Raw genomic sequence first — 25290 nt, 5'->3', positions numbered from 1 at the left:
AATAAAAAAAACTAAAATGCAAAAACCCGACAGCCTGATATTTGACATGGATGGAACCCTTTGGGATGCCGTTGATACTTACGCCGAATCGTGGAACCTGGTATTTAAAGACCTGGGGATTGATAAAACAGTAAAACGCGAAGACCTGGCAAAAATGGTTGGTTGGGAAGGCAAAAAAGTGATAGCTGTTATTATGCCCGATTTTGATGACGAGAAAAGGCAGTCGATCTATATGGCGGTGAATGAAAAGCGCCGTGAATTGCTGCCCCAAAGCGGCGGTATTTTATACGAGGGTGTTAAGGATGGCTTGAAACAACTGGCCGAAAAATATCCGCTTTTTATATTAAGCAATTGTGCAAAAGGCATTATCCGCCTGTTTATTGACTGGGCAGATATTGATGAGCATATTACCGACGAACTGGCCTATGGCATTAACTTCATGCCCAAGCAGCATAACATTAAGCTATTAATGGAAAAGCACCAGCTTAAAAACCCTGTTTATATTGGCGATACCGCGGGCGACGGTGAAGAAAGTCGCAAAGCCGGGATCCCCTTTGTATTTGTAAGCTATGGCTTTGGCACAACCGATGATTACGATGTGAAGTTTGACGATTTTAAATCGCTTACTTCTTGTTTTATGGGTTTATAAAACAGACCTAAGAAAAATCACTGAAACATCCGAGGCATACGGACTACAATCTAAAAAAATAAAAATTTAAAAAATCCTGCTGACATAGGGCTGTCATTAGCGTGTGTTTTATTTGTACAACAATTTAAAAATACAAAAACACAACGCTATGGAAATTATCCCGATGTTATTAAAAGAAATGGAATTGGAAGCCCAAACCACCCGTAAAATGTTTGCGCAGATTCCTAATGATAAGTTTGACTGGCAGCCGCACCCAAAAAGCATGACCATCAGAGCGCTGGCTACCCACATTGCCGAACTACCAGAATGGGTAAGCCTGGCTATTAATACCGATGAACTGGATTTTGCCGCCAACCCTTATGCACCCCGCATAATTAATGATACCGAAGGCCTGCTTAATTTGTTAGAGCAATCATTAACTGATGGCAAAACCCAGCTGGAAAAAACAAATGAAAATGAACTGCTTAAAAGTTGGACCTTGCGCAACGGCGAACAAATTTTAATCGTGAGAACAAAAGAAGAAGTGATCCGCATGACTTATAGCCAGATAGTTCATCACAGGGCGCAGTTAGGCGTTTTTCTTCGTTTGCTTGATGTACCTATCCCAGGTAGCTACGGGCCAAGCGCCGATGAAGCATTATTTGTTTAATATTGCTGCTATCGTTTAAAGCTTGTACTGACTATTATATAAGGGTTTGGTTGTCATGCTTCGCGTACCCGAAGGATGACAGCCCCCATAGAAAATAAAAATTAATTAGATTGTCATGAATGAGGCACCCGAAGCATGCGGGCGAAGGCCCCAGCACTTACCCTTCGAGTGCCTCAGGCTGACAGCCTTGCTTGAATAATCTTGTTCACAACGTCACTTGATCAGCCAGCGGCAGGCTAAAGTAAAAGGTAGCACCTTTATCCTCCTCGCTTTCCACACCAATCTGTCCTTTATGGCATTGTATTATTTCGCTGGCGAGGTAAAGCCCTATACCAAAGCCTGATATATTTTTCATTTTATCACTTTCAACACGGTAAAAACGCTGAAAAAGGTTTGCCTGGTCTTTTATACTGATGCCTATCCCCTCGTCAGTTACCGAAACTTTCACATCACCGTTTATCACCTCGCTTTTTATAGTGATACGGGTTCCTTTGTCAGCGTATTTGATAGCATTGCTTAAAAAATTGCCTATCACTTGTAATATCTTTTCCTTGTCGGCATTTATAATAATAACCCCTGTTGAATTAAACGCAATAATATGGCTGGTACTAATCATATTGATTTCGGCAATTGCGTCATCAATCAATTTATTAATATCAAAGGCCTTTATCCGCAAGTTTAACTTACCCGACTCGAGCTTTGAAAGATCAAGGAAACCATGCACCAGCTCTGTCATTTTATTAACCTGGTTACCCGCCTTTGAAAGTGCGTTGGCCACAAAACTATCATCAGTAGGGAGCAGTTTCTTCGCTAATAACTGAAGATATGCTTTGATAGATGTTAACGGGGTTTTAAGCTCATGACTGGCCATTGCTATAAAATCATTTTTCCTGATGGCATCGCGTTTGCTTTCGGTAATATCTAATATAGTGCCTATCATTCTGACAGGTTCGTGCCTATCATTATGTAAAACTATACCCTGCGTTTTTATCCAATGTATAGAACCATCGGCCCAGTAAATCCTAACCTCGTACAAATAATTACCGGTGGTTAGTGCCTCTTTAAATGCTTTTAAAACAATATCCCGCATATCGTCTGTATTAACCTGGCAACGTATCTGGGCAAGGTCCATTTTGGTTTCGGGCGCATGCCCAAATATTTCGGCCAGGCGGGGCGAATAAATGAATTGCTGATCTTTAAGATTGAGATCCCAGGTGGCAAGTGCGGCAGCTTCGGTAGCCAGGCGCAACCGTTTCTCGCTTTCAATAGCAGCCTGTTTGGCCTGCACCTCGCCCGTTATATCAACAACGGTATTTAATACATAAGCAACTTTATGGTCTGCATCAAATATCGGGGTATTACAGCACGACCAATAACGCACTTCGTACTTTTGAGTAGCGCGGTTAAATACATCAAACCTGTAGGTAGGCACATCAATTTTATGGCCTGTTTTAACCACCCGGGTAAAAACTTTACGGGCATTTGTTTCATCTTCAAAATCCTTATCATCCGGGAATACTTCAAAAAAACTTCGTCCCAAAACCAATTCGCGGGTGGATGATGTAATTTCAAGATAGGTGTCGCTGGCTGCCAGTATGGTAAAGCAAGGTATATCTGCCTTAACCAATAGTGAACCCGGCGAACTTTCAAATATGGTTTGAAAGATGCATTCTGGTAAAACAGGCAGCTTATCGGCACTCATAGGTTTGGTAAATTACTTTGAAGTTAAATGTTTGCAACGAAACCTAAAATTATATTTACAATTATTATTAAACGTGATGATAAATAATACAGTATCTATATATAGGTCAAACAATATCTGCTTATTGTTATTATAGTGTTCAATTATAGTATGCCCGTATATTAAAAGCTATTATAGGCCACTTATGTTAAAAAAAAAAACCTTTCTATTGATAGCTATTGCTGGCTTAGTATTATCATTAAACAATTGCTTTGCGCAAGCTGATACCATAAAAATAGATTTCACACAGGCCGAAAAAACCTTTTTAGAAAACAACCTGAGCCTTATAGCCCAAAAGTATAACGTACAGGCATCAATGGCATTGATAAAGCAGGCCCGCCTTTGGGACAACCCCAATTTAGCTACCGAGCAGAATTTATATGATAACACCCACAAGTTTTTTAACCATGCAAATGGCAACGGCGAGGTTTATGCCGTACTGAGCCAGATTTTTAGAACTGCCGGAAAGCGGGGATTGCTGATACAGCTTGCAAAAGATAATACATTACTGCAACAGGCACAATTTAATGAGCTGATGCGTAACCTGCGCTACAATCTGCAGTTAGATTTTGCACAGTTAGCCGCTTTAAACGACCAGGCAAAGCTTTATAAGTATGAAATTGCCGAAGGCACTACCTTGGTTAAAAACATTGAAAAAGCTTATCAAACAGATAAAACCAAATACAAGGATTACGTACGCTTAAAAGCCCTTTTATTTAGCGTTGAAAACGATATGGTGGATAATGGGCGGCAGGTAAATGCCCTGGAAACTGAGTTAAAGGTTTTACTGCAAACTAAATCAAACGCGTTTATATTACCGGTAGTTAAACCAGTTGAATATAAGGACACCGAATTAAATGTTAGCCGGTTGATAAGCGAGGCTCAGGCAAACCGGTCTGATTATTTAACAGCGCAATACTTGCTTGATAATTCGCAGCATAACCTGAGCTACCAAAAATCATTAGCCGTACCAGATGTAACCGTAGGTGTTGATTATGATCGTGCCAATAGCTACTCCCCTAATTACTATGGTTTGCAGGTTGGTTTTGCACTACCCCTATTTAACCGGAACCAGGGTAACATCAAATCAGCTACGTATGATGTAAAAAGCAAGGAAAGCGCATTAAAAGAAAATGAATTAAGGCTTGAGAATGCTATCGTTGCTTCGGTACAGCAATACCATGTAAGTGTGGCTTTGCTTGCAGGCAAGCACGAAGAATTTAACGACCAGTACGACAAGCTGTTTGAGAGTTTGCTGAGCGATTATCAATCAAAAAAAATAGGACTGGTTGATTTTGTTGACTTTTTTGACTCCTATAAAGACACCAAATCAAAAATATTGGAGCAGCAGTTTAACCTGCAAAAAGCCATTGCCGATTTAAATTTCAATGTAGGCTCAACGGTTGTGCATCCCTAATATCTTTATCAATTAATCATATAATCTGTTTAACTTCACCAAACAGATATATGAAGAGAAGAACTGAAACCGCTGCAAAAGTTAAAGGTTTTTGGCGCATACTTGGCCCCGGGTTAATTACCGGTGCTGCCGATGATGATCCATCAGGTATAGCCACTTACTCGCAAACAGGTGCCCAGTTTGGTTACGGACAATTATGGACCGCCCTTTACATGCTGCCCTTAATGACTGCCGTTCAGGAAGCGTGTGCCCGCATAGGCCTTGTTACCGGTAAGGGTATTACCACCTTAGTAAAAGAAAAATACAGCCGCACCATACTATACGCCGTTGTTATACTGGTGGTAGTTGCCAATGTAATAAATATAGGAGCCGATTTGGGCGCAATGGCCGCAGCAGCGCAATTATTGGTAAATGTTCCTTTTTTATTACTAACACTGCTGTTTACCACAACTATATTACTGCTCGAAGTTTTTACCAACTATAAGGTTTATTCAAAAATTTTAAAGTGGCTGGCTATAACACTGCTGGCTTATCCCATTACATTATTTATAGTGCACCAACCCTGGGCCACTATTTTTAAAGAATCGGTAGTACCACATTTTGAATTTTCGTTTGCGTTCTTTTTTATTATAACAGGGGTATTGGGTACAACCATTTCGCCTTATATGTTTTTCTGGGAAGCATCTCAGGAAGTTGAGGAGGATAAGGAAAGGCACCTTTTAACCCCCGGCGGCAAACCACATATAACCCGTATCAGCATCAGCCGGATGCGGCTTGATAATAATTTCGGGATGGTATTTTCGGAGTTTGCTACCTGGAGCATTATTGTGGTAGGTGCTACCGTTTTACACAATAGCGGCGTACACGATGTTAAAACCGCCGCCGATGCAGCCAAGGCTATTGAGCCCTTGGTACACAGCTTCCCGCATGCTGGTTTTTTATCAAAACTGATCTTTTCGATCGGTATTATAGGTTTGGGTATGTTAGCTATACCGGTGCTCTCTGGTTCAGCAGCATATTCAGTTGCCGAAGCCTTTAACTGGAATGCCAGTCTTAATTTAAAATTTAATAAAGCCAAAGGCTTTTACACCATCATTATTGCTGCAACTATTGTTGGCCTGATCCTTAATTTTATTGGAATAGACCCGGTAAAGGCCCTGGTATATGCCGCAGTGCTTAATGGCGTAGCTGCTGTTCCGCTATTGTTTTTAATCATAAAAATATCAACCGACGAAAAAATAATGGGCGAATTTAAAAGTGGCTGGCTCTCAAAAACTATACTTTGGGTAACATTTGTAGCTATGGCCGCTGCTGCTATTGCCATGTTTTATACTATTATAAAACAGTAAATACTGCCCCTGCATGCTGAAAACGCCATATAATGTTGTAGCGATATAATTACCACATTGCCTTTTTAAAAATGATCTGTAACTTTGGGCTGATAAATTAAAGCCCGAACTTATGAAACAAACCTTATTCACATTAAGCTTTATTTGTTTTTACCTTGCTGCATTTTCGCAGGTTACGCCCCCAAAAGATACCACTAAACATTGGACCATACATGGCCAAAACACTTTGCTAATCAGCCAGAGTTCGTTTTCAAACTGGTCTGCAGGTGGTGTAAATTCGGTTGCGGCCAACCTGGTTTTAGATTATGATTTTAATTATAAAAAAGACAAATGGAGCTGGGATAACAAAGCCATTGCGGGCTATGGTATCAGCAAACAAAATGGTACAGGCTGGCGCAAAAACGACGACCGTATTATATTAAACAGCCTATTAGGTTACCAGGCGGCTAAATACTGGTTATATACTTTTTACGCCAACTTCCAATCGCAATTTACAAAAGGATATGCATACAATGGCGATCAGCGTACTTTAATATCAGCTCCCTTCGCTCCGGCCTATTTAACCCTGGGCCCGGGTTTCGCTTATAAAAGATCAGACAATTTCAGGGTGAATCTATCCCCTTTGGCAGCCCGTTTTACATTTGTACAAAATGATTCACTTTCATCAATCGGCTCATTTGGGGTTGATCCGGGTAAAAAGAGCCTTTTTGAGTTTGGCGCCTCTCTTGATGCTTACTACAAGGTAAACCTGTTTGAAAACATTGCTTTTGAAAACATATTAAAACTATACTCAAACTACCTTAAAAAACCACAGGATGTTTATATGGATTATACCGCCAACCTGTTTATGAAGGTTAATAAATTTGTAACGGTAAACGGCGGCATCGAATTAATATCAGATCCAAAAGCCAAGATCCCGGTTCAAAGTAATGGCGTAACGGAGTATCATTCCCTTTTACAGGTTAAACAGATATTTGGTGCCGGTTTAATCTATAAATTTTAATATTTAGCTTTATAAAGCTCTTAAAAGCAATGCCTATAGCATTGCTTTTTTTGTTTGTGATTAAAAATTGCAACGATTATTCTGCTAATACCTAAATATAATTCAGCCTCTCTACCCACCTAAAAATCTAATTTCCCAGGTTTACATTCTTCTTTTGGTTAAAATTTTATTGATTAGTTTAAGTATTGTAATAAATCAATTACCACCAAAAACAATTTTCAAAAGATTTTATTATTAGAACTTATTACTGGAAAAGAGTTTTATATTATTTCGTTGTAACACATTTAATATATTATAAATTAATATTAAATGTTAATTTAAGCGATCTATAATTTATCATACATGACCAAAGAAAACAAAAAGGATAAAAAAATATCCTTTCACCCGCAATTACCTAAAACACCAACAGGTATTTCCGGGCTTGATGAAATAACAGGTGGTGGTTTGCCAAAAGGGCGGCCAACATTAATTTGCGGCGAAGCCGGATCAGGTAAAACGCTGATCTCGCTGGAGTTTATTGTGCGCGGTGCAACGGAGTTTAATGAGCCCGGCGTATTTATGGCTTTTGAGGAAAAAGCCCAGGAACTTGCCATGAATGTTGGCTCCCTTGGGTTTGACCTGGAAAAGTTGCAAAAAGATAAAAAACTAAAAGTAGATTATATACATATTGACCGCAGTGAAATTGAGGAAACCGGCGAATATGATTTGGATGGCCTGTTTATCCGCTTAGGTTACGCAATTGATAGTATAGGTGCTAAAAGAGTGGTATTAGATACCATTGAGAATTTATTTGGCAGCTTAACCAACCAGGGCATATTGCGTGCCGAATTGCGAAGGCTTTTTCAGTGGTTAAAAGAAAAAGGTGTTACCGCCATTATAACCGGTGAACGCGGCGATGGCCCAGCATTAACACGCCAGGGGTTGGAAGAATATGTATCTGATTGTGTTATACTGCTTGATCACAGGGTGATTAACCAAATATCTACACGCCGCCTGCGTATTGTAAAATACCGCGGCTCATTACATGGTACCAACGAATATCCTTTTTTAATTGATGAAGATGGTATTTCGGTATTACCGGTAACATCGCTTAATCTCGAAAAAGCAGTATCATCCGAAAGAATACCGTCGGGCATCCCGGCGCTTGATAAAATGATGGGCGGTAAAGGATTTTTTAAGGGCAGCAGCATCCTTGTTTCGGGTACAGCTGGTACGGGTAAAACAAGTATTGCGGCCAGCTTTGCCCACGAGATCTGTAACCAGGAAAAGAAATGCCTTTTCTTCGCGTTTGAAGAATCGCCACAGCAGATCATCCGTAACATGCATTCAATAAATATTGACCTGCAAAAGCATTTAAATAAAGGGTTATTACAGTTTTTTGCATCGCGCCCAACAATTCATGGTTTGGAGCAGCACCTGGTTGCCATGCATAAAATGATCAAAAAATTTAAGCCCGATGCAGTTGTGCTTGATCCTATTACCAACCTGATAACCGTAGGCTCCGTAAGTGAGGTAAAGGCCATGCTCATAAGGCTGATTGATTTTTTACAGGATGAACAGATAACCGTTATGTTTACCGCGCTTACCTTAAACAACATAGTTACTGAGCAAACCGACGAAGGTGTTTCCTCGTTAGTTGATACCTGGCTTATGGTGCGTGATATTGAATTTAACGGCGAACGCAACCGTGGGATGTACATCATGAAATCGCGCGGGATGAAACACTCAAATCAGGTTAGAGAATTTATTATAAATGATAATGGTATTGATCTTGTAGATGTGTATTTAGGCCCCGAAGGTATATTGACCGGATCAGCCCGCGAAGCACAAAAGCTGCAGGAGCAAACAGGCCAGGTATTGCGCACCAATGCAATGGGCATGAAAGACAGGGAAATACTGCGCAAAAAGAAAGTGCTTGAAGCAAAAATTGCCGGCCTGCAAACCGAGTTTGAATCGGCCGAGGAAGAGTTGAATAAAATATATATTGAAGAAGAATTAGTTAAAAAGGTAACACAGGAAAACCGTGAAGAGGTATTAAAAATGCGACGCGGAGATAATGCTGCTACCCAGAAAGGGAATAATTAATGGAAACAAAAGCATATAAGTACGAGTTAAGACTGTATATAGCAGGTAAAACTGCTAAATCAGTAACAGCCTTAACCAACCTGAAAAAGTATTGTGAAGAACATTTACAGGGCGAATATAAGATTGAGGTTATTGACCTTTTGGTACAGCCCCAACTGGCCGAAGGCGACCAGATTTTTGCTATCCCAACTTTGGTACGTAAGGTACCTGAACCAATCCGAAAAATTATTGGGGACTTATCAAACGAAGAAAAAGTATTGGTGGGTTTAAATATACGGCCGGTAAATATGGATATATAATGAGTGAACAAACACAGGAAACCGGGCACAATAACGAACCTGATAACAATGAAATTTTTCGCCTTCGCTTATTTGTAACCGGTGCAACACCAAACTCAACCAGGGCCGTAACAAACTTAAAGGAGCTTTGTGAAAAACATTTAAAGGGCAGATATGAATTAGAGGTAATTGATATTTACCAGCAGCCACTTATGGCCGAAAGTGAACAGATCATTGCGCTGCCGCTACTGATCAGGAAATTCCCTTTACCGGAAAGAAGAATGATTGGCGACATGTCAAACACCGAAAAGGTTTTGCGCGGGCTAAATTTAATAGCTATGTAAGTAATGGAAGATGCTAAAACAACATATGAACAGTTACTAAGCGATAATAATGAGCTGCGTATACAACTGGAGGAAGCCAATGATACCATTGATGCTATCCGCACCGGGCAGGTTGACGCATTAATTGTTAGTAATAGCGACGGGCACCAGCTTTATACCCTTAAAACTGCCGATCAAACCTACCGCGTATTTATTGAAAAAATGAATGAAGGAGCGGTTACTATTAATCGCGAGGGGCTTATTTTATACAGTAACTCCCGCTTTGCAGGGATGATTGGCATTCCATTAGAAAAAGTTATCGGCCTGCAGTTTGAAAGCTTTATCCCCGAAGAATCGCGCGAAAAATTTGAGCTGCTGATTGGTGATGCCTGGGAAGAAGACCGTAAAGATGAGATAGAACTTATTGATCAGCATAAAAAACTTATTCCCTGCTTACTCTCCTGCAATACGCTTGAGCTGGATGAGGGGATAGCACTGAGCCTTATCCTTACCGATCTGTCTTTACTTAAAGAAACAGAAAGGCTGCTCAAAATAAAAAACCTGCAGTTGGCTGCGGCACACCTTGCTACCGAAAAATTGAATAATGAGCTGGAGGATACCGTAAAAGAACGTACCAGCGAACTTTCTCTTAGTCGCGAGCATTTTAAATACCTGGCCAACAACATACCACAAATGACCTGGACCAATTTACCTAACGGTGAGATCAATTATTTTAACCAGCAGTGGTATACTTATACAGGCCTTAGTCCCGAGGATACCAAACAATGGGGATGGCAAAATGTGGTGCATCCTGATGACCGTAAAATTACCGCCGAAAAGTATGCAGCCTCTTTAAGCTCCGGTGAAACACTGGAGGTTGAGAACAGGTATAAAAAAGCAGATAATACCTATCGCTGGCATTTAAACAGGGCTGTACCACTGCGTAATGAGGAAGGCGAAATTGTTTTTTGGGTTGGAACAGCCACTGATATTGAAGATCAGAAAAAAGAGATGGACAGGAAGGACGAGTTTATAGGTATAGCCAGCCATGAGTTAAAAACCCCTTTAACCAGTTTAAAAGGTTATTTGCAGCTCATTACATCCTACAAAAAAGAAGAACTGCCCCCAACTGTTAAACAATACATTACCAAGGCTAATAATGCATTAAACAAGCTGCAAAGGCTTATCAATGATTTGCTGGATGTAAGCAAGATACAGGCGGGCATGTTTAACTATGCATTAACGGTAATTAATTTATCGCAGCTGGTAAAAGTATGGACAGAAAATGCGCAGCACATCTATCCTACTCATAAATTTGAATATCAGGATGGCCACGAGCTTTTTGTAAACGGTAATGCCGAACGCATTGAGCAGGTTATTATGAACCTGGTAAACAATGCGGTAAAATATTCGCCCGATAATAAAAAGGTGATCATTCAGATAGCGGCACATGATGATATGGTTAGAGTTTCTGTTAAAGATTTTGGGATTGGTTTATCTGAAGAACAGATGGACCGTATTTTTGAACGCTTTTATAGGGTTGAGGATAAAAAATATATGACCAGTGGTTTAGGGATGGGACTTTACATCTCGGCCGAGATCATCAAAAATCATAAGGGTAAAATTGGGGTAGAAAGTAAACTGGGAGAAGGTGCTACCTTTTATTTTGATTTACCATTGGAATAAAGATGATCCTGCTGTTGCTTAACTGCTAAATATCCTATATTGGCTTTTATTTATTGCTGATGATTAAATCATCTATTACCCCGACACATGACACTAAAAGAGATTAAGGATAAATTAGTAAATGGCGATCTATGGTCGTTCATCAACCCCGAAGCTAATAAGGATATTCACCCATCCGAAGTGGCCGAGATATTGGATAAACTGCCGGCAGATACTGCCCTTTCATCATTCATAGCCTTTCCGGATAAAAAGAAAGTATTGCTTTTTCCTTATGTTGATCATTTTCTTCAGCATAAAATAATTAAGGGTGTTGATAAAGAACAGGCTGCTTATATTTTAAATCACTTAAGCTCAACCGACAGGTATTCTTTTTTTATCTCACTAAGTCCGCTTGACCGCTCCAAGTACCTGGAATATTTAGATGACGATCATAAAAAAGCCACCCAGGATACCCTTGGTCTGCCACGCCAAAGTATTGCCCGTTTGTGTAACACCGATTTTGCTACCATAAAGGCCGATATGACCATTGCACAGGCTAATGAGCACCTGCGCAAACACCACAAGGACTCTGATACGGCAAATGTGATTTATGTGGTTGATGATAAGGGTAAACTAATAGATGACATCCCTGTACGCCGTTTGGTACTGAATGAGCCCACTAAACATATTAAAGATATTATGGACGGTGTGGTTATCAAACTAAATATAAAAGATAAGACAGACGAAGCCATCAGTATGTTTAAGCAATATGACCGCAACGTACTTCCTGTTACCAACGATGATAATTTACTGATAGGTGTAGTAACCATTGATGATATAATGGACGTTACCGAGCAGCGCAATACACGTGAGCTGCAACGTTTCGGGGGTTTGGAATCACTGGAATATCCGTATGTAAAAACGCCGATATTTTCGCTCATAAAAAAGCGTGGCGGCTGGCTTATTGTACTGTTTTTAAGTGAGATGCTTACGGCTACAGCAATGGGTTACTTCCAGGACGAAATTGCAACGGCCGTGGTTTTGGCGCTGTTTGTACCGCTGGTAATATCGAGCGGGGGTAACAGCGGATCACAAGCGGCAACGCTTATCATCAGGGCAATGGCTGTAAAAGAGTTAGGGCTTAAAGACTGGTGGTACGTAATGAAGCGCGAATTATTTTCGGGCTTTTGCTTAGGCGTAATATTAGGTACCATTGGCTTTTTGAGGATTGCCGCATGGCAAAAATTAGGCTGGTACGATTATGGAAATAACTGGCAACTAATGGGCATAGTAATATTTTTCTCACTCATAGGCATCATTATGTGGGGCACGCTAAGCGGCTCCATGATCCCCATGATTCTTAAAAAATTCAAGCTCGACCCGGCAACTTCGTCGGCACCATTCGTAGCTACCTTAGTGGATGTTACCGGGCTTGTTATTTACTTTAGCATAGCTGCCGTAATATTACAGGACACCCTTTTAAAGCACCATCATTAATAAAACTATAATTCAAAAGTCCTCTCCTTTGGAGAGGATTTAGGAGAGGCTTGTTACTCCGCCTTAATACTATTAACCGGATTTGATAATGCCGCTTTAACAGATTGTACACTTACTGTTAGTACTGCTATAATAATAGCTATCAACCCGGCAAATACAAAAGTTAACCAGCCAATATTAACCCTGTAGGTAAAGCCCTGCAACCAGCTGTTCATTAACCACCAGCCTATTGGCGTTGCAATAACAATGGCCACTAAAACCAACGCTACAAACTCTTTGGTAAGCATTTGAGCTATACCGGCTACACTTGCACCCAAAACCTTTCGGATCCCGATCTCTTTCGAGCGGTTCTCGGCCATGTAGGATGCCAGTCCGAATAAACCGAGGCAGGATATAAAAATGGCTAGCCCTGCAAATACAAAGGCTAATGTGCCGGTTTGTTCCTGATCGCTAAATTTCTGTTGGTACTCTTTATCGGTAAACTGGTAAGTAAATGGATATGCAGGGTTATACTTTTTAAAAATGCTTTCGGCAATCCGTAGGTTTTTTGAAGTTTCGTTCCTGGCATTCAATCTGATCACAGTGTTATATGACCAATGCTCAGATCCCCTTACTATCATTGGGTTTACATTAATGTATGGCGACTGGATAATAAAATCTTTAAACACACCAACTATAGTCAGTTTACGTGTGCCTTTATTAATTAATGTGCCTACCGGATTTTTAAGTCCCATCTGGGTTACGGCCATCTCATTGATCATGCAGGAGGCTGTATCTGAAGGGTATTCGGCAAAGTTTATATCCCTTCCATTTACTAATGTCAGGCCCATAGTTTTAACAAAATCGCCGGAGGTACCAAAAAACGAATAATTAAGCTGATCCTTTCCTGACCCCATGCCATCCCAGGTTACGCCGCCGCCGGTACTGCCATCAACCGTTATACCCAGGCTGGTGCGGCACATGGCAGTGGCTGCCCCGCTGCTGATCAATTCATTTTTTATCAGCGGATAGTTTTTACTGATGTCGCCCTCAACAGGCACTTCAATTAAATTATTAATGTTGTAGCCTGCGTTACGGTTTTGCGCAAACTTAATTTGCCTGTAAACCACAATGGTTGATACCACAAACACAATGGCGATTGAAAACTGTACAACAACAAGCACCTTACGCGGGTTAAAAACACTTTGAGCCTTAATAAACATACCCTTAAGCACCTTAACCGGTTTAAAGCTTGAAAGCAAAAATGCCGGGTAACTGCCTGCCAGCAGGCCTGTAATTAAAATAAAGCCAACCAATGCTAACCAGAAGGAAGAATCGGTAAATGGAATAAAAAGACTTTTTTCTGTAAGCTGGTTAAATGAGGGTAAAGACAGCTGCACCAAAATAAGTGCTAAAAACCCGGCCAGCACAGCTATCATTATTGATTCACTTAAAAACTGACCGATAAGTCTTAGCCTGCTTGCCCCCATCACTTTACGTACACCCACCTCGCGGGCACGTTTCTGGCTTTGCGCGGTGCTCAAATTCATAAAATTTATACAGGCAATTAATAATATAATGGCGGCAATAGCCAGCAGCAGATTAACAATCTCAATACGGCCGCCCACTGCATGTCCGTTTTCAAAACGCGAATACAGGCGCATTTTACTGAACGGATATAAAAACAAGGCATTAGCATCCTTTGAATGGCTTAGCGCCAAATTCCTGATCTTAGCATTAACCTGCTCCAATGATGCATTAGGCTGCAGCTGCACATAGGTATAATAGCTATTATTATTCCATGATCCATCGGTATAAAAACCCTCGTTGGCGGCTAATGAAACAAGGTATTCAAAATCAAACTGTGTATTGTCGGGCAGATCTTTTAAAACACCGCTAACTTTATAAACATCCTTATTATCAAGCTTTACAATTTTATTGATCGGGTCGGCGTCCCCAAAAATCTTTTTTGCCAGCTTTTGGGTAATTACCACACTGTGAATATCATCAAGTGCGTGTGCAGCGTTTCCTTTTAGCAGCGGGAAACTGAACATGGTTAAAAAGGATTTATCAACATCATTACCCTGGGCCTTGATGGTTTTATCGCTGTAATTAAACAACCTGTTTATGCTCCAGTAAATCCTGGCGGTACTTTTTATTTCGGGGTAATTATCTTTTAAGGTTTTGGCGATTGGCGAACTGGTTATATCCCAGCACGATACCTGGCCCGGGGCAACAGTGCGGTTCCAAACCTTATAAAGGGTGGTTTTATTGGTTTGAAAGTTTTCGAAACTGAACTCGTTTTGCGTCCATAAACCAATAAGTATAGCCCCGGCCATACCCACAGCCAGCCCTGCAATATTAATAACCGAAAAGGTTAGTCTGTTTTTAAGATTACGGAAGGCAATGTTGATGTAACTTTTAAGCATAATTTCCCCTGATTTGATGATCACCTATGCAATTGCATGCCAATTTTACAACTATCTAATAATCAAATAAATAGAATATCGATTAATTATTAAAAATGTACGAAAATGAACAATGCCCGAACGGTTGCATTACACCTTAAAGATAAGCATTAGCCGCAAAACAAGGTGTGTTATAGGTAGCATGTTAAAAGCAATCAATAAAAAACAGGATATTGGAGTTTTAGTTTAATTTTGATCATCCAACCCAATAAACCACATGCCTACAAGCAATAACGGAAATGTTGACCTTACTATTAGCGATATCGGTATTGCCACTATCAGCTTTTATCACCCGGCTCAAAATTCATTACCTGCAGCATTGCTTAGTAACCTTGCCCAAAAGATAGAACAAGCAGGTACTAACAGCCAAACCAAGGTAATTATTTTAAAAAGCGAGGGCGACCGCACCTTTTGTGCCGGGGCCAGCTTTGACGAATTATTGCAGATAAAAGATAAAGAGGCAGGTGCCGTATTTTTTGCAGGCTTTGCAAAGGTGATCAATGCCTGCCGCAAATCGCCAAAAATAATTATTGCCCGTATACAGGGTAAAGCCGTTGGTGGCGGGGTTGGGCTTGCGGCAGCTGCCGATTATTGTTTAGCTACCGAAGCCGCAGCTATAAAACTCAGCGAACTTGCCATTGGCATCGGTCCATTTGTAATATCGCCTGCTGTTACCCGCAAAATAGGCTTGCCTGCTTTTTCGCAACTTACCATACGCGCGGTTGATTTTCAATCGGCACAATGGGCAATGCAAAAAGGTTTATACAACGAGGTTTATGCTGACATTGCTACCTTAGACGAAGCCCTAGATACCCTTGCCCAAAAATTAGCCTCCTATCACCCCGAAGCATTAAAAGGCCTTAAAGAAATATTGTGGGAAGGCACTGAAAACTGGGACGAATTGCTGAATCAAAGAGCAGCCATCAGCGGCGAATTGGTATTATCCGCATTTACACAGCAGGCACTAAACGGGTTTCTGAAAAAATAACCTTTTACCACTTACGGTATTATAATCGAGCTTTTTTATAGTTTATAGATTAATCTTTTGATGCTTAAAACCCGCTAATACAACCTGTATATTCCTAAAATTGATAAGCTTAAAACAACCTTTAATAAAAAGCAACGTATAACCCTTAGTTTAGGAACATAATTATATAATATTTAATTGTCATTTAATTAGAGGTTTAACTATTGGTTATTGTTGAAGGTTTAAATAGCTTTACGTTGAAAATTTGATTATTTTATTGTAGCATCTCTGTTATTTTTTATCGTATGTTTTATTGGTTATTTACTATTGCAGTATTAGGGGTTATTCTTATTGGCTTCTATATTTATAATTATTTTGATGGGATAAGCACCACCAAAAGAAATTTAGAGCGGATACAAAATAAGTGGGGCCGCCCGGTAAATGCGAGGCGCAATTTTAAATTAATTGCCACCTATTTAAACGCTGATGACAGTACCGGTAAAATGTCGAATGCTATAGCAAACGACCTTGACCTGAACAACATTTTCAATTTTATTGATCGTACTAACTCTAAACCGGGTAAACAATACCTTTACAAAAGGCTATTTACTCCCGATACCAATTTTGAATCGTTATTAAAATTCGATAAAAAAATTGATGCACTGAACATGCCAAGGCCCGATCAGGAAAGGATTGAGCTGGAGCTTGCCAAGCTTAACAGTGCGGATGCCTATTTCCTGGCAGATCTGTTTTTAAAGGAACATGAACTCACCATTGTTCCGTTAATGAGCCTTTACATCAGGTTTTCGGGTATTGCCATTATCGGGTTGATCATATCATTGTTTATTGAGCCTTACCTTGCCTGTTTCATGGTGCTTATTGCTTTGCTGATAGGTAATATTGCCCTGCATTATGGTGTCAGGAATAAAATATCGGCCTATACACGCTCCCTACCGCAATTAATTATTCTGCATAATGTAGCCAAGCGTTTACTTAAAAAGTTAAATCTTGAGCAAAACGAACAAGTAAGGGACAGCCTGACCAGGCTAACCGGGCTTAACCGTACGCTAAACATGGTGAGTTTTGAAAGTAAAATGGCCGCCAATCCGGATAATTTTAGCTACGCGGTTTATAAGTTTGCTAAGCTGCTTTTCCTGTTAGAGCCCCTGATGTTTATCTCATCAGTTAAACGCATCAATAAGTACCGCTCAGATATTGAAACGATTTATAACTATGTTGCCGAAATTGATATGCTGATCTCCATACAATCGGTTAGGGCCGGCTTACCTTTTTATAGTAAGCCTGTATTTTATACCGAGAATATGCAGATGGACATTACCGATATGTTTCACCCTTTAATTTACAATTGCGTACCAAACTCTATCCATACCCGCACGGAAGAAGGCGTTTTGATCACAGGGTCAAATATGTCGGGTAAAACTACCTTTATACGATCGATAGCTATCAATACCCTTTTGGCACAAACACTTTATACCACCTGCACACGTGAATATAAAGCGCCGTTATTAAAAATTCAAACCAGCATCCGAACCACTGATGACCTGGGCGAAAACAAGAGCTATTTCCAGGCCGAAGCTTTATCCATACTGGATATTATTAACCAAAGTAGCGAGGCCGAGCCGGTTAAGAGCCTTATTATTATTGATGAGATCTTCCGCGGAACAAATACTATTGAGCGTATAGCGGCCGCAAAATCAGTACTTACCTACTTAACCGATAATAAGAATTTTGTTTTTGTATCGACACATGATTTAGAACTGGCCGAATTGCTGGATAATGATTACGCAGTTTATTCGTTCGAAGAATCTGTTAATGATACCCGCCTGGTATTTGATTATAAAATGAAAACAGGCGTACTCAAAAACAAAAACGGTATAGCTATATTAGAAACTATTGGCTACCCTGAAACCGTGGTTGAAGATGCTTACATTGTAAGCGAGGAATTGAAACGTAAATATGTGTTGTAAAATATCAAAGGGTTAGTATCTAATTACTAACCCTGTTTTTTAACACCCGCATTTCTTCCTGCATTTGCTCAACCCTATCTAATAAATGCACAATGGCTTCAATGCCGGCAACATTTATTTCGAGTTCATTATGCAGCCTGATCATTTTTTCCAGCTTTTGCAGTTCCTCTTCGGGGACATAGGTATGCTGCTTAACCACTTTAAACGCCACTAAACCCGCTTCCTGTAACGAGCTGATAAAGGCATATTCAACCTCATGAAATGTACAAATATCAGTTGCTGCTATTAAATGTGTCTTTCCCATTATCGGTTTATTAGTTTATTGGTTCAATTGTTCATTGGTATTCTACGAGGTCATTACTCCCACTTGCCTATTTATGGCCCTATTTGCTAACAGATTCCTTTGCTAATTCTTCAAATAACGCTTTCTGCTTATCGCTCAGGTTTACCGGTATCTGTATATCGTAAGTAACATACAGATCACCAAATTCGTTTTCCTTTTTATATATGGGTAAACCTTTGCCTTTCAGCTTTACTTTGGTGCCATTCTGGGTTTCGGGTTTAACTTTTATTTTTACTTTGCTATTCAGCGTATGAACAGTTACTTCGCCACCAAGTATGGCTGTGTAAAGATCGAGCTTTATGGTGCAGTTAAGGTCGCTCCCATTACGTTTAAACCTGAGGTCGTCCGCTATCTGAAAGGTAATGAACAGATCACCTGCCGGGCCGCCATTAACACCCCGGCCACCATGACCGCCAATTTTTATAGTTTGCCCGTTCTCCATCCCCGCAGGGATAGTTATGCGGATATTTTTACCATTAACCGTAAGTGTTTGCTTATGGGTTTCGGCAGATTCCTTTAAACTTAATTTTAATTCGGCATTCAGATCCTGACCTCGGTATTTAGCCTGCCTGCCCCCACCGCCTGATCTTGCGCCCGGCTGTCCGCCAAACATAGATTGAAAAAAGTCGGAGAAATCATCGCCCCCAAAGTTATCCGATCCATAACCCTGGCCACCGGCATAGGTATTTTGCTGCCTGCTTTGCTGCTGCTGTTGGGCATATTGTTCGCCATGCTGCCAGTTTTCGCCATACTGATCGTACTTTTTACGCTTTTCGGGATCGCTTAGTACTTCGTTGGCCTCATTAAGCTGCTGAAATTTTTTGTTCGCCTCCGCATCATTGGGGTTAAGATCCGGATGGTATTTGCGCGCCAGCTTACGGTAAGCATTTTTAATATCTTTATCTGATGCCTTTTTGTCGACGCCTAAAATCTGGTAATAATCAATAAATGCCATAATGAACAGGTTGTAAAACCCTATTTGTAAAACTTAAATTATGCCTACAGGTTTTAACTAAGTTAAATATATTGTTTTAATACAACGGTGTTTAAATTATAAATGTCAATTACCTGATATAAACAGTGCCCGGTAGTATAAGGTGCTCCGATTTAAAATAGGCAGGAAAACCCTTCCTCTCTTTAGGCAGTAAGGTCCAAATGTTGATAATGGTTTCATCGGGCTTATCGGTTACAGGAATTACATTGATCTCTTTTATAGCGCAGGTGGCTATCAGCAATGATGTATCATCCACAAAAAAACCATCAACCGCATACTGTACTTTACCTTTAATATTTAGCCAGTCTTTTATTTCAGCAAATGTTTTAGTTACAATAACCTGTTTTGTTGTTATGCTTATAACACCATTTATGCCTAAGTTTTTAATGCGTGCAGGTGTGTCCTTGTCCTTGTAAACCATAAGATTCTGTATCTTATTGACATCAAGCCATTTTGAATTAGAATTAGAGGTAGAACTCGTTATTATAGCATTATTAATTATCCAAAGCGGATAATCAACCCGGGCATCAGGCAGTTTCCTGTATGTGGTATCCTGTGCAAAAACAGTTAAGCAGGCAATCCATAAAACAATAAAAATAATAGCCTTTCTCATACGTTCGATTTTTCTAATAAAATTATAAAATAGATTCATTATTAAACAATTAACCATTAGTTATTGATCAGAAAAAACAACATTCCTAAAGGTTGTTACAACTCATAATTACCTCTGCAGCTTTTTTAGCAATAATTTTTATTCCTATATTCGTATATTGATTAAGCATTTTAGCCGGTAAGATAGTTCCAAAATGATTTCAGCACAGATCCCAGAAAATGAAAATATCCGACTTAAGGCCCTTTATGAAAGTGGATTATTAGACACCCCAGGGGAAGCCGAGTTTGATGAAATAGTAACCTTTGCATCATTGCTTTGCAATATGCCTATTTCTTTAATCAGTTTGGTTGATGCAGACCGCCAATGGTTTAAGGCCAGGATTGGATTGGATATTGGAGAAACAGACAGGGAAATATCATTTTGTAGCCACGCTATACTACAAGACCAGCTTTTTGAAATAAGGGATACGACCAAAGACATTCGCTTCAGCGATAATCCACTGGTGCTGAACAGCCCCGATATTCGTTTTTATGCCGGGATGCCATTGGTTACCAGCACAGGGGACAGGTTAGGCACTTTATGCGTAATTGACCGCAGCCCCGGCCAACTTACCGACAGGCAAAAATTCGGTTTAAAAGTATTAGCAAACAACGTTATTAAAATTGCAGAGCTGCGGTTAAAAAACCAGGAGCTTTATTATTTAACCGAAACTCAAAAAAGAATAATAGCTATATTAGCGCATGATGTGCGTAATCCACTGGCTTCTATCAAAAATATAATTGAGCTTAAGCAATCAGCCATATTGGATGCTGCTGATGCTGCCGAAATGATGGAAATGGTTGCGGGCCAGTTAAACAATACCATTACAATGGTTGAAAACATTGTTAAATGGGGGCAAACACATTTAAAGTTTGGCCGCATGCAATTAATGGAGATTGACCTGCACCAACTTGTAGAGCGTATTTTTGGTTCGGAGCTTTTAAACAGTACGGCTAAAAACAATAAGCTGATTAATCAGGTTGCTACCGGCACTATCATTCTTTCGGATGAGCAGGCTTTAGAGTTTGTTTTGCGCAACCTGATAAGCAATGCCAATAAATATACTCAAAATGGCAGCATTACTGTTGATGCACAGCAAACTGGCTTAAAAACCACCTTATTTGTTATTGATAATGGCGTTGGTATGCCACAACAAAAAGCTGATGAGCTATTTGGTAATGATGGTGCTCAATCTACCTTAGGTACCAACATGGAAAAGGGCAGCGGCCTTGGCCTGATATTAGTAAAGGAGTTTATTGAAAGGTTAAAAGGCGTTATAAGCGTTGAAAGCACCATTAATAAAGGCACTATATTTAAAATAGAAATATAATGGCAGCACCTGTTTTTAACAAATTCAGTGATATTGAAACTAAAGAGATTGCCCCTGGCTTTTTTTCAAAACTTATCCACACGGCAAATAATACTATAAATTTTATTGAAGTTAAAGCTGGTATTTCCTTACCCCGGCACAGGCACATACATGAGCAATGCTCCTTTGTTATTGAGGGCGAATTTGAGTTAACAGTTGATGGTATACCTCAAATATTAAAACCCGATATGTTTGCTGTAATTCCTTCTGAAATATGGCATAGCGGCACAGCTATTACTAATTGTAAGCTGATAGATATTTTTAGCCCGGTGCGCGAAGATTACAAAAACCTGAAATAAAATAAAAAGCCTTTCTGCTAACAGAAAGGCTTTTTATTTTTAGACCAACCCCAGATTAGTATCTGCGGCGGTGTATAACACGGCGGTGATGCCTGCGCACTATCGGTCTGTGATGATGACGCATTACACGATGCGGCTGCAGCGTAGTAGCATTATCAGCTTTCATTGATACAGCGGCTGCCTTAGCTCCGCCAAAACTCACAATGGTGATTATGGCTATTAATAGCACTTTTAAAAATTTCATAGCTTTATTTTAAGTTGGTGTTTATTATTTAACTACATAACTGCCAAAAGGTTTAGTTTATTAAAAGCATCGTTGTAATTGTTACATATAGTGGTGGTGCTAATATTTTTTGTGTATAATTTCAAAAAGTTTAGGTTTGTAGGCTTATATTAAGCCATGCCAATAACAAAAGCCACCCTAAATGATGTTTCTGAACTTAATGTATTAGTAAATAATGCCTATCGCGGTGACCACTCAAAAAAAGGATGGACCACTGAAGCTAACCTGCTGGATGGCCTGCGGATTGATGAAGATACCCTTAAAGGTTATTTTGAAGACCCAAACATTATCATGCTAAAAAACACCGACGAAAATGGTGTAATAACTGGCTCTGTTTATTTAGAAGTGCGTACGCCTAAATTATATGTAGGGATGTTCAGCGTATCGCCCTACCTGCAAAACAAAGGTATAGGCCGGGATTTGCTATTAGCTGCAGAAGATTTTGCCAGGCAACTTAACTGCCATACCCTTACTATGACGGTTATCAGCACCAGGGCCGAGTTGATCAGCTGGTATGAGCGACGTGGCTATAAAAACACAGGCGAGATCTTACCTTTCCATGTAGATAAAAAGTTTGGTGTGCCACGGCAGCATATTGAGTTGATTGTGATGGAAAAGAATATTTAGGCATAAAAAACATTCTTCCAAAAATGTAAAAGAATTGTGCAACCTTCCTGAAAAAATGTCGTCTGATAGATTAAATGAGCCGGAAGCTATTTATTCAGATGGAAGAGATTCACCCGCAATTAAAAGAATTTATAGTTGATTACTGCACAAGGTACAAGATCCAGAAAGTTGATCCGCATAGCCTGTCCCTTGATACCAGTATTGACCTTGACCTGGATATTGCTGATATTGAGATAGATCTTTTTTTGGCTGAGTTTGCCGAAAAGTTCAGGATCGACCAATCTAAATTCAGCTGGTATAAATATGGTTATCCAACCGGCTCGGCAAGTGTTAAAGTAATAAAAGCAGTTTTTGGCTATAAATCAACCTGGGTAAAACGTTTATCCCATCGCCTTTATAAACCAAAATTCAGGGTAAGTAATTTGCAGGATGCCGTGATGACGGGTAAATTATTATAAAAGTTTTAATCCATTACGAGGCACCGGGCAATCGCCGCGCTTACAGGCTAAAATTTGAGGTCAGCTTGCAACGATCTTTATTTTAGGAGTTTGCCCGGTGCCTCGTAATTTTTGCACCTCATTTAATTCAAAGAAGAACAGTACTTTAAGTCTTTTTTATTTCAAATTATCCCTTTAACAGCTTACATTTACCTATCCACTCCCGGTAAACCTCAATTTATGCTGATAGTTAAGCGCCTGCTGTTATTTACAGTTTTGTTTTATGCAACAAACTCATTCGCCAGTAAAATCATTGCGGTTACTTCGCCGGATAGTAGGATAAAATTTTGGTTAAGCACTGACCATGACGGCCTGTTTTATAAAGTAGCTTACAAGGGTGTTGTAATGGCCGATAGGTCAAGGCTCAGCATCAGCTTTAAAGAAGGCGGAACTTTTAATCATAACCTGGTTATGGCATCGGCCAATGCCGAAAGATTAACCGAAGATTATGAATTGATCACCGGTAAAGCAAGCAAGATCCACAGCGAATATAACCGCGTTATTATTCCGGTTACCGAACAATCAGGATTAAAACGCCAGCTAAATATCGAAGTCAGGGTATTTAACGATGGGGTAGCTTTCAGGTATGTGATACCCAAACAAGATCAATGGGAAGCAACAATTAATGTTACCAACGAGATAAACACCTTTAACCTTACGCAAAATCCTACGGTAACTTCCCTGCTCCGCGAAAGCTTCACCACATCGCACGAAGGTATTTATACCAAAACCAGCCTTAGCCAGCTAAAGGCAGATACGCTGATGGATATGCCTGCCTTATTCGAGTTCTCTAATGGGACCTATATGGCAATTACCGAGGCAGCACTGCTTGATTATGCAGGGATGTATTTAATAAAGCATAATGGTGTTTTGGAGAGCCGCCTTTCGCCCCTGCCCCAACAGCCAGATATTAAAGTAAAGGCTACACTACCGCACAATAGCCCATGGCGGGTAATGATGATAAGCGACAAAGCCGGCGCATTTATTGAGTCAAACATCCTTACCAATTTAAATGAACCTTGTAAAATAAAAGATTTATCATGGATAAAACCGGGGAAAACAACTTTTCCGTGGTGGAACGGCAATGCCATACCCGATACCAGCTTTGCCCCGGGCAATAACTTTGAAACTAATATGTACTATGTTAATTTCTGCGCGAAATACGGTATCGAATATCACTCTGTTGTGGAGTATGGCCTGCACGAATGGTATGTAAATGATGGTGCAGGCTTTCAACCGGGCCCGCACGCAGATCCTTCAAAAGCTGTTCCGGGCTTAGATATGCAGATGGTTTGTGATTCGGCTGCTAAAAAAGGTGTAGGGATAAGGGTTTGGGTACATTGGGCCGCCCTTTACCCAAAACTGGATGAAACCTTTATCCAATATGAAAAATGGGGCATCAAAGGCCTAATGGTAGATTTTATGGATCGTGATGACCAGGAAATGGTAAACATTCAAACAGAGATACTTCAAAAAGCAGCGCAACATAAATTGCACATCCAGTTTCATGGCGCCTACAAACCAACCGGAACAAGCCGCACTTATCCAAATGAGTTTACCCGCGAAGGCACTTTAAACTATGAGAATGATAAATGGAACAATAGGGTTACTCCCGATGCCGATATAAATATTCCGTTCACAAGGATGCTGGCCGGTTCAACCGATTATCATTTAGGCGGTTTCAGGGCTGCATCTGCCGATCAGTTTAAGGTACATTATACCCGTCCGTTTGTGCAGGGCACGCGTTGCCACATGCTGGCAATGTATGTAGTACTTGAAAACAACCTGGGTATGGTATGTGATAACCCGGAGGCTTATATAGGTCAGCCGGGATTTGAGTTTTTACAGCAGGTACCCACCACCTGGGATGAAACCCATGTAATTGATGCAAAGCCCGGCGAATATGTAGCGATAGCCCGCCGTAAAGGTGCCGACTGGTATATTGGGGCTATTACCAACCATTCATCGCGCACGATAAGCAAAGCGCTTGATTTTTTACCTGTCGGGAACTATACCGCCGAAATTTACAGTGATGCACCTGCAACAGATCCCAATCTTAATCATTTGGTAAAGCAAGTAAAACAGGTAAGCAAACAAACCGTGCTAAATATACTGCTGGCAGCAGGCGGCGGCCAGGTAATTCATTTATATTTAGAGAAGAAATAAGG

23 protein-coding genes are annotated in these 25290 nt (G+C 40.2%); 17 read left to right on the top strand and 6 right to left on the bottom strand.

Features of this window, described 5'->3' with window-relative positions; translation table 11 throughout:
• The first annotated feature begins 16 nt into the window (after window positions 1–16).
• Both ACQY4U_RS08335 and ACQY4U_RS08330 read left to right on the top strand, forming a co-directional pair.
• The gene (locus ACQY4U_RS08335) at window positions 17–649 is read left to right on the top strand and encodes an HAD family hydrolase (protein ID WP_428328934.1); all 633 of its coding nucleotides are present in this window, start codon (window positions 17–19) and stop codon (window positions 647–649) included.
• Between the two features lie 148 nt (window positions 650–797).
• Window positions 798–1298 (top strand): DinB family protein, encoded by a 501-nt coding sequence (locus ACQY4U_RS08330; protein ID WP_428328933.1) that lies wholly within the window; start codon window positions 798–800, stop codon window positions 1296–1298.
• Between the two features lie 205 nt (window positions 1299–1503).
• Here ACQY4U_RS08330 and ACQY4U_RS08325 read toward each other — a convergent pair whose 3' ends face one another.
• On the bottom strand, window positions 1504–3000 hold the full coding sequence (locus ACQY4U_RS08325; RefSeq protein ID WP_428328932.1) for an ATP-binding protein: 1497 nt from the start codon (window positions 2998–3000) through the stop codon (window positions 1504–1506).
• Window positions 3001–3184: 184 nt separating this feature from the next.
• Between ACQY4U_RS08325 and ACQY4U_RS08320 the strand changes: the two genes are divergently transcribed.
• The 8 genes from ACQY4U_RS08320 to mgtE all read left to right on the top strand — a co-directional run bounded on the left by ACQY4U_RS08320 (window position 3185) and on the right by mgtE (window position 12656).
• Window positions 3185–4456 carry a TolC family protein gene (locus ACQY4U_RS08320; RefSeq protein WP_428328931.1) on the top strand — a complete coding sequence of 424 codons (1272 nt, stop codon included), beginning with the start codon at window positions 3185–3187 and terminating at the stop codon, window positions 4454–4456.
• A gap of 50 nt (window positions 4457–4506) precedes the next feature.
• Complete coding sequence (locus tag ACQY4U_RS08315) at window positions 4507–5805, top strand: NRAMP family divalent metal transporter (RefSeq protein WP_428328930.1); 1299 nt, start codon at window positions 4507–4509, stop codon at window positions 5803–5805.
• Window positions 5806–5917: 112 nt separating this feature from the next.
• A complete protein-coding gene (locus ACQY4U_RS08310; protein WP_428328929.1) occupies window positions 5918–6808 on the top strand; it encodes a DUF3078 domain-containing protein in 891 nt (296 codons plus the stop codon).
• A gap of 342 nt (window positions 6809–7150) precedes the next feature.
• The gene (gene kaiC, locus ACQY4U_RS08305; RefSeq protein ID WP_428328928.1) at window positions 7151–8893 is read left to right on the top strand and encodes a circadian clock protein KaiC; all 1743 of its coding nucleotides are present in this window, start codon (window positions 7151–7153) and stop codon (window positions 8891–8893) included.
• Complete coding sequence (locus ACQY4U_RS08300; RefSeq protein WP_428328927.1) at window positions 8893–9192, top strand: circadian clock KaiB family protein; 300 nt, start codon at window positions 8893–8895, stop codon at window positions 9190–9192. Before kaiC ends, ACQY4U_RS08300 begins: the two co-directional genes overlap by 1 nt.
• On the top strand, window positions 9192–9515 hold the full coding sequence (locus ACQY4U_RS08295) for a circadian clock KaiB family protein (protein ID WP_428328926.1): 324 nt from the start codon (window positions 9192–9194) through the stop codon (window positions 9513–9515). The genes ACQY4U_RS08300 and ACQY4U_RS08295 overlap by 1 nt, the downstream gene beginning before the upstream one ends.
• 3 nt (window positions 9516–9518) lie before the next feature.
• Window positions 9519–11180: a PAS domain-containing sensor histidine kinase gene (locus ACQY4U_RS08290; RefSeq protein ID WP_428328925.1), complete on the top strand. Its 1662-nt coding sequence runs from the start codon at window positions 9519–9521 to the stop codon at window positions 11178–11180.
• Between the two features lie 87 nt (window positions 11181–11267).
• Window positions 11268–12656, top strand: a complete 1389-nt coding sequence (gene mgtE / locus ACQY4U_RS08285; protein ID WP_428328924.1) for a magnesium transporter — start codon at window positions 11268–11270, stop codon at window positions 12654–12656.
• A 53-nt stretch (window positions 12657–12709) separates the two neighbouring features.
• On the opposite strand, the gene ACQY4U_RS08280 is transcribed toward mgtE, so the two are convergent.
• On the bottom strand, window positions 12710–15064 hold the full coding sequence (locus ACQY4U_RS08280) for an ABC transporter permease (RefSeq protein ID WP_428328923.1): 2355 nt from the start codon (window positions 15062–15064) through the stop codon (window positions 12710–12712).
• 256 nt (window positions 15065–15320) lie between these two features.
• Between ACQY4U_RS08280 and ACQY4U_RS08275 the strand changes: the two genes are divergently transcribed.
• Window positions 15321–16091, top strand: a complete 771-nt coding sequence (locus ACQY4U_RS08275; protein ID WP_428328922.1) for an enoyl-CoA hydratase/isomerase family protein — start codon at window positions 15321–15323, stop codon at window positions 16089–16091.
• A 284-nt stretch (window positions 16092–16375) separates the two neighbouring features.
• Window positions 16376–18058, top strand: a complete 1683-nt coding sequence (locus tag ACQY4U_RS08270; protein ID WP_428328921.1) for a MutS-related protein — start codon at window positions 16376–16378, stop codon at window positions 18056–18058.
• Window positions 18059–18077: 19 nt separating this feature from the next.
• Here ACQY4U_RS08270 and ACQY4U_RS08265 read toward each other — a convergent pair whose 3' ends face one another.
• The 3 genes from ACQY4U_RS08265 to ACQY4U_RS08255 form a co-directional block, all read right to left on the bottom strand.
• Entirely contained in the window at window positions 18078–18362 is a 285-nt protein-coding gene (locus ACQY4U_RS08265; protein WP_428328920.1) for a chaperone modulator CbpM, read from the bottom strand.
• Between the two features lie 79 nt (window positions 18363–18441).
• Complete coding sequence (locus ACQY4U_RS08260; protein ID WP_428328919.1) at window positions 18442–19356, bottom strand: DnaJ C-terminal domain-containing protein; 915 nt, start codon at window positions 19354–19356, stop codon at window positions 18442–18444.
• 109 nt (window positions 19357–19465) lie between these two features.
• Window positions 19466–20008, bottom strand: coding sequence for a hypothetical protein (locus ACQY4U_RS08255; RefSeq protein ID WP_428328918.1), 543 nt, complete (start codon window positions 20006–20008; stop codon window positions 19466–19468).
• A gap of 193 nt (window positions 20009–20201) precedes the next feature.
• Here ACQY4U_RS08255 and ACQY4U_RS08250 point away from each other — a divergent pair, with 193 nt between their 5' ends.
• Together ACQY4U_RS08250 and ACQY4U_RS08245 are read left to right on the top strand one after the other, a co-directional pair.
• Window positions 20202–21377: a GAF domain-containing sensor histidine kinase gene (locus ACQY4U_RS08250; protein WP_428328917.1), complete on the top strand. Its 1176-nt coding sequence runs from the start codon at window positions 20202–20204 to the stop codon at window positions 21375–21377.
• Window positions 21377–21715: a cupin domain-containing protein gene (locus ACQY4U_RS08245; RefSeq protein ID WP_428328916.1), complete on the top strand. Its 339-nt coding sequence runs from the start codon at window positions 21377–21379 to the stop codon at window positions 21713–21715. Before ACQY4U_RS08250 ends, ACQY4U_RS08245 begins: the two co-directional genes overlap by 1 nt.
• Before the next feature lie 55 nt (window positions 21716–21770).
• Here the strand turns inward: ACQY4U_RS08245 and ACQY4U_RS08240 are convergent, their stop codons facing one another.
• Window positions 21771–21959 carry a hypothetical protein gene (locus ACQY4U_RS08240; RefSeq protein WP_428328915.1) on the bottom strand — a complete coding sequence of 63 codons (189 nt, stop codon included), beginning with the start codon at window positions 21957–21959 and terminating at the stop codon, window positions 21771–21773.
• Window positions 21960–22115: 156 nt separating this feature from the next.
• Here ACQY4U_RS08240 and ACQY4U_RS08235 point away from each other — a divergent pair, with 156 nt between their 5' ends.
• From ACQY4U_RS08235 to ACQY4U_RS08225, 3 genes are all read left to right on the top strand, one after another.
• Complete coding sequence (locus ACQY4U_RS08235; RefSeq protein WP_428328914.1) at window positions 22116–22625, top strand: GNAT family N-acetyltransferase; 510 nt, start codon at window positions 22116–22118, stop codon at window positions 22623–22625.
• A 74-nt stretch (window positions 22626–22699) separates the two neighbouring features.
• A complete protein-coding gene (locus tag ACQY4U_RS08230) occupies window positions 22700–23083 on the top strand; it encodes a DUF1493 family protein (RefSeq protein WP_428328913.1) in 384 nt (127 codons plus the stop codon).
• Between the two features lie 219 nt (window positions 23084–23302).
• Window positions 23303–25288 carry a glycoside hydrolase family 97 protein gene (locus tag ACQY4U_RS08225; RefSeq protein ID WP_428328912.1) on the top strand — a complete coding sequence of 662 codons (1986 nt, stop codon included), beginning with the start codon at window positions 23303–23305 and terminating at the stop codon, window positions 25286–25288.
• Window positions 25289–25290 lie beyond the last annotated feature (2 nt).

This window comes from Mucilaginibacter sp., assembly GCF_965277465.1.
Taxonomy (GTDB): Bacteria; Bacteroidota; Bacteroidia; order Sphingobacteriales; family Sphingobacteriaceae; genus Mucilaginibacter.
This window is presented reverse-complemented; position numbering and strand designations above follow the sequence as displayed.

What these genes read in the sequence shown, in the direction of transcription:
- ACQY4U_RS08335 (WP_428328934.1), top strand. Translation starts at nt 17, where the DNA reads ATGCAAAAACCCGACAGCCTGATATTTGACATGGATGGAACCCTTTGG.
- ACQY4U_RS08330 (WP_428328933.1), top strand. Translation starts at nt 798, where the DNA reads ATGGAAATTATCCCGATGTTATTAAAAGAAATGGAATTGGAAGCCCAA.
- ACQY4U_RS08325 (WP_428328932.1), bottom strand. Translation starts at nt 3,000, where the DNA reads ATGAGTGCCGATAAGCTGCCTGTTTTACCAGAATGCATCTTTCAAACC.
- ACQY4U_RS08320 (WP_428328931.1), top strand. Translation starts at nt 3,185, where the DNA reads ATGTTAAAAAAAAAAACCTTTCTATTGATAGCTATTGCTGGCTTAGTA.
- ACQY4U_RS08315 (WP_428328930.1), top strand. Translation starts at nt 4,507, where the DNA reads ATGAAGAGAAGAACTGAAACCGCTGCAAAAGTTAAAGGTTTTTGGCGC.
- ACQY4U_RS08310 (WP_428328929.1), top strand. Translation starts at nt 5,918, where the DNA reads ATGAAACAAACCTTATTCACATTAAGCTTTATTTGTTTTTACCTTGCT.
- kaiC (WP_428328928.1), top strand. Translation starts at nt 7,151, where the DNA reads ATGACCAAAGAAAACAAAAAGGATAAAAAAATATCCTTTCACCCGCAA.
- ACQY4U_RS08300 (WP_428328927.1), top strand. Translation starts at nt 8,893, where the DNA reads ATGGAAACAAAAGCATATAAGTACGAGTTAAGACTGTATATAGCAGGT.
- ACQY4U_RS08295 (WP_428328926.1), top strand. Translation starts at nt 9,192, where the DNA reads ATGAGTGAACAAACACAGGAAACCGGGCACAATAACGAACCTGATAAC.
- ACQY4U_RS08290 (WP_428328925.1), top strand. Translation starts at nt 9,519, where the DNA reads ATGGAAGATGCTAAAACAACATATGAACAGTTACTAAGCGATAATAAT.
- mgtE (WP_428328924.1), top strand. Translation starts at nt 11,268, where the DNA reads ATGACACTAAAAGAGATTAAGGATAAATTAGTAAATGGCGATCTATGG.
- ACQY4U_RS08280 (WP_428328923.1), bottom strand. Translation starts at nt 15,064, where the DNA reads ATGCTTAAAAGTTACATCAACATTGCCTTCCGTAATCTTAAAAACAGA.
- ACQY4U_RS08275 (WP_428328922.1), top strand. Translation starts at nt 15,321, where the DNA reads ATGCCTACAAGCAATAACGGAAATGTTGACCTTACTATTAGCGATATC.
- ACQY4U_RS08270 (WP_428328921.1), top strand. Translation starts at nt 16,376, where the DNA reads ATGTTTTATTGGTTATTTACTATTGCAGTATTAGGGGTTATTCTTATT.
- ACQY4U_RS08265 (WP_428328920.1), bottom strand. Translation starts at nt 18,362, where the DNA reads ATGGGAAAGACACATTTAATAGCAGCAACTGATATTTGTACATTTCAT.
- ACQY4U_RS08260 (WP_428328919.1), bottom strand. Translation starts at nt 19,356, where the DNA reads ATGGCATTTATTGATTATTACCAGATTTTAGGCGTCGACAAAAAGGCA.
- ACQY4U_RS08255 (WP_428328918.1), bottom strand. Translation starts at nt 20,008, where the DNA reads ATGAGAAAGGCTATTATTTTTATTGTTTTATGGATTGCCTGCTTAACT.
- ACQY4U_RS08250 (WP_428328917.1), top strand. Translation starts at nt 20,202, where the DNA reads ATGATTTCAGCACAGATCCCAGAAAATGAAAATATCCGACTTAAGGCC.
- ACQY4U_RS08245 (WP_428328916.1), top strand. Translation starts at nt 21,377, where the DNA reads ATGGCAGCACCTGTTTTTAACAAATTCAGTGATATTGAAACTAAAGAG.
- ACQY4U_RS08240 (WP_428328915.1), bottom strand. Translation starts at nt 21,959, where the DNA reads ATGAAATTTTTAAAAGTGCTATTAATAGCCATAATCACCATTGTGAGT.
- ACQY4U_RS08235 (WP_428328914.1), top strand. Translation starts at nt 22,116, where the DNA reads ATGCCAATAACAAAAGCCACCCTAAATGATGTTTCTGAACTTAATGTA.
- ACQY4U_RS08230 (WP_428328913.1), top strand. Translation starts at nt 22,700, where the DNA reads ATGAGCCGGAAGCTATTTATTCAGATGGAAGAGATTCACCCGCAATTA.
- ACQY4U_RS08225 (WP_428328912.1), top strand. Translation starts at nt 23,303, where the DNA reads ATGCTGATAGTTAAGCGCCTGCTGTTATTTACAGTTTTGTTTTATGCA.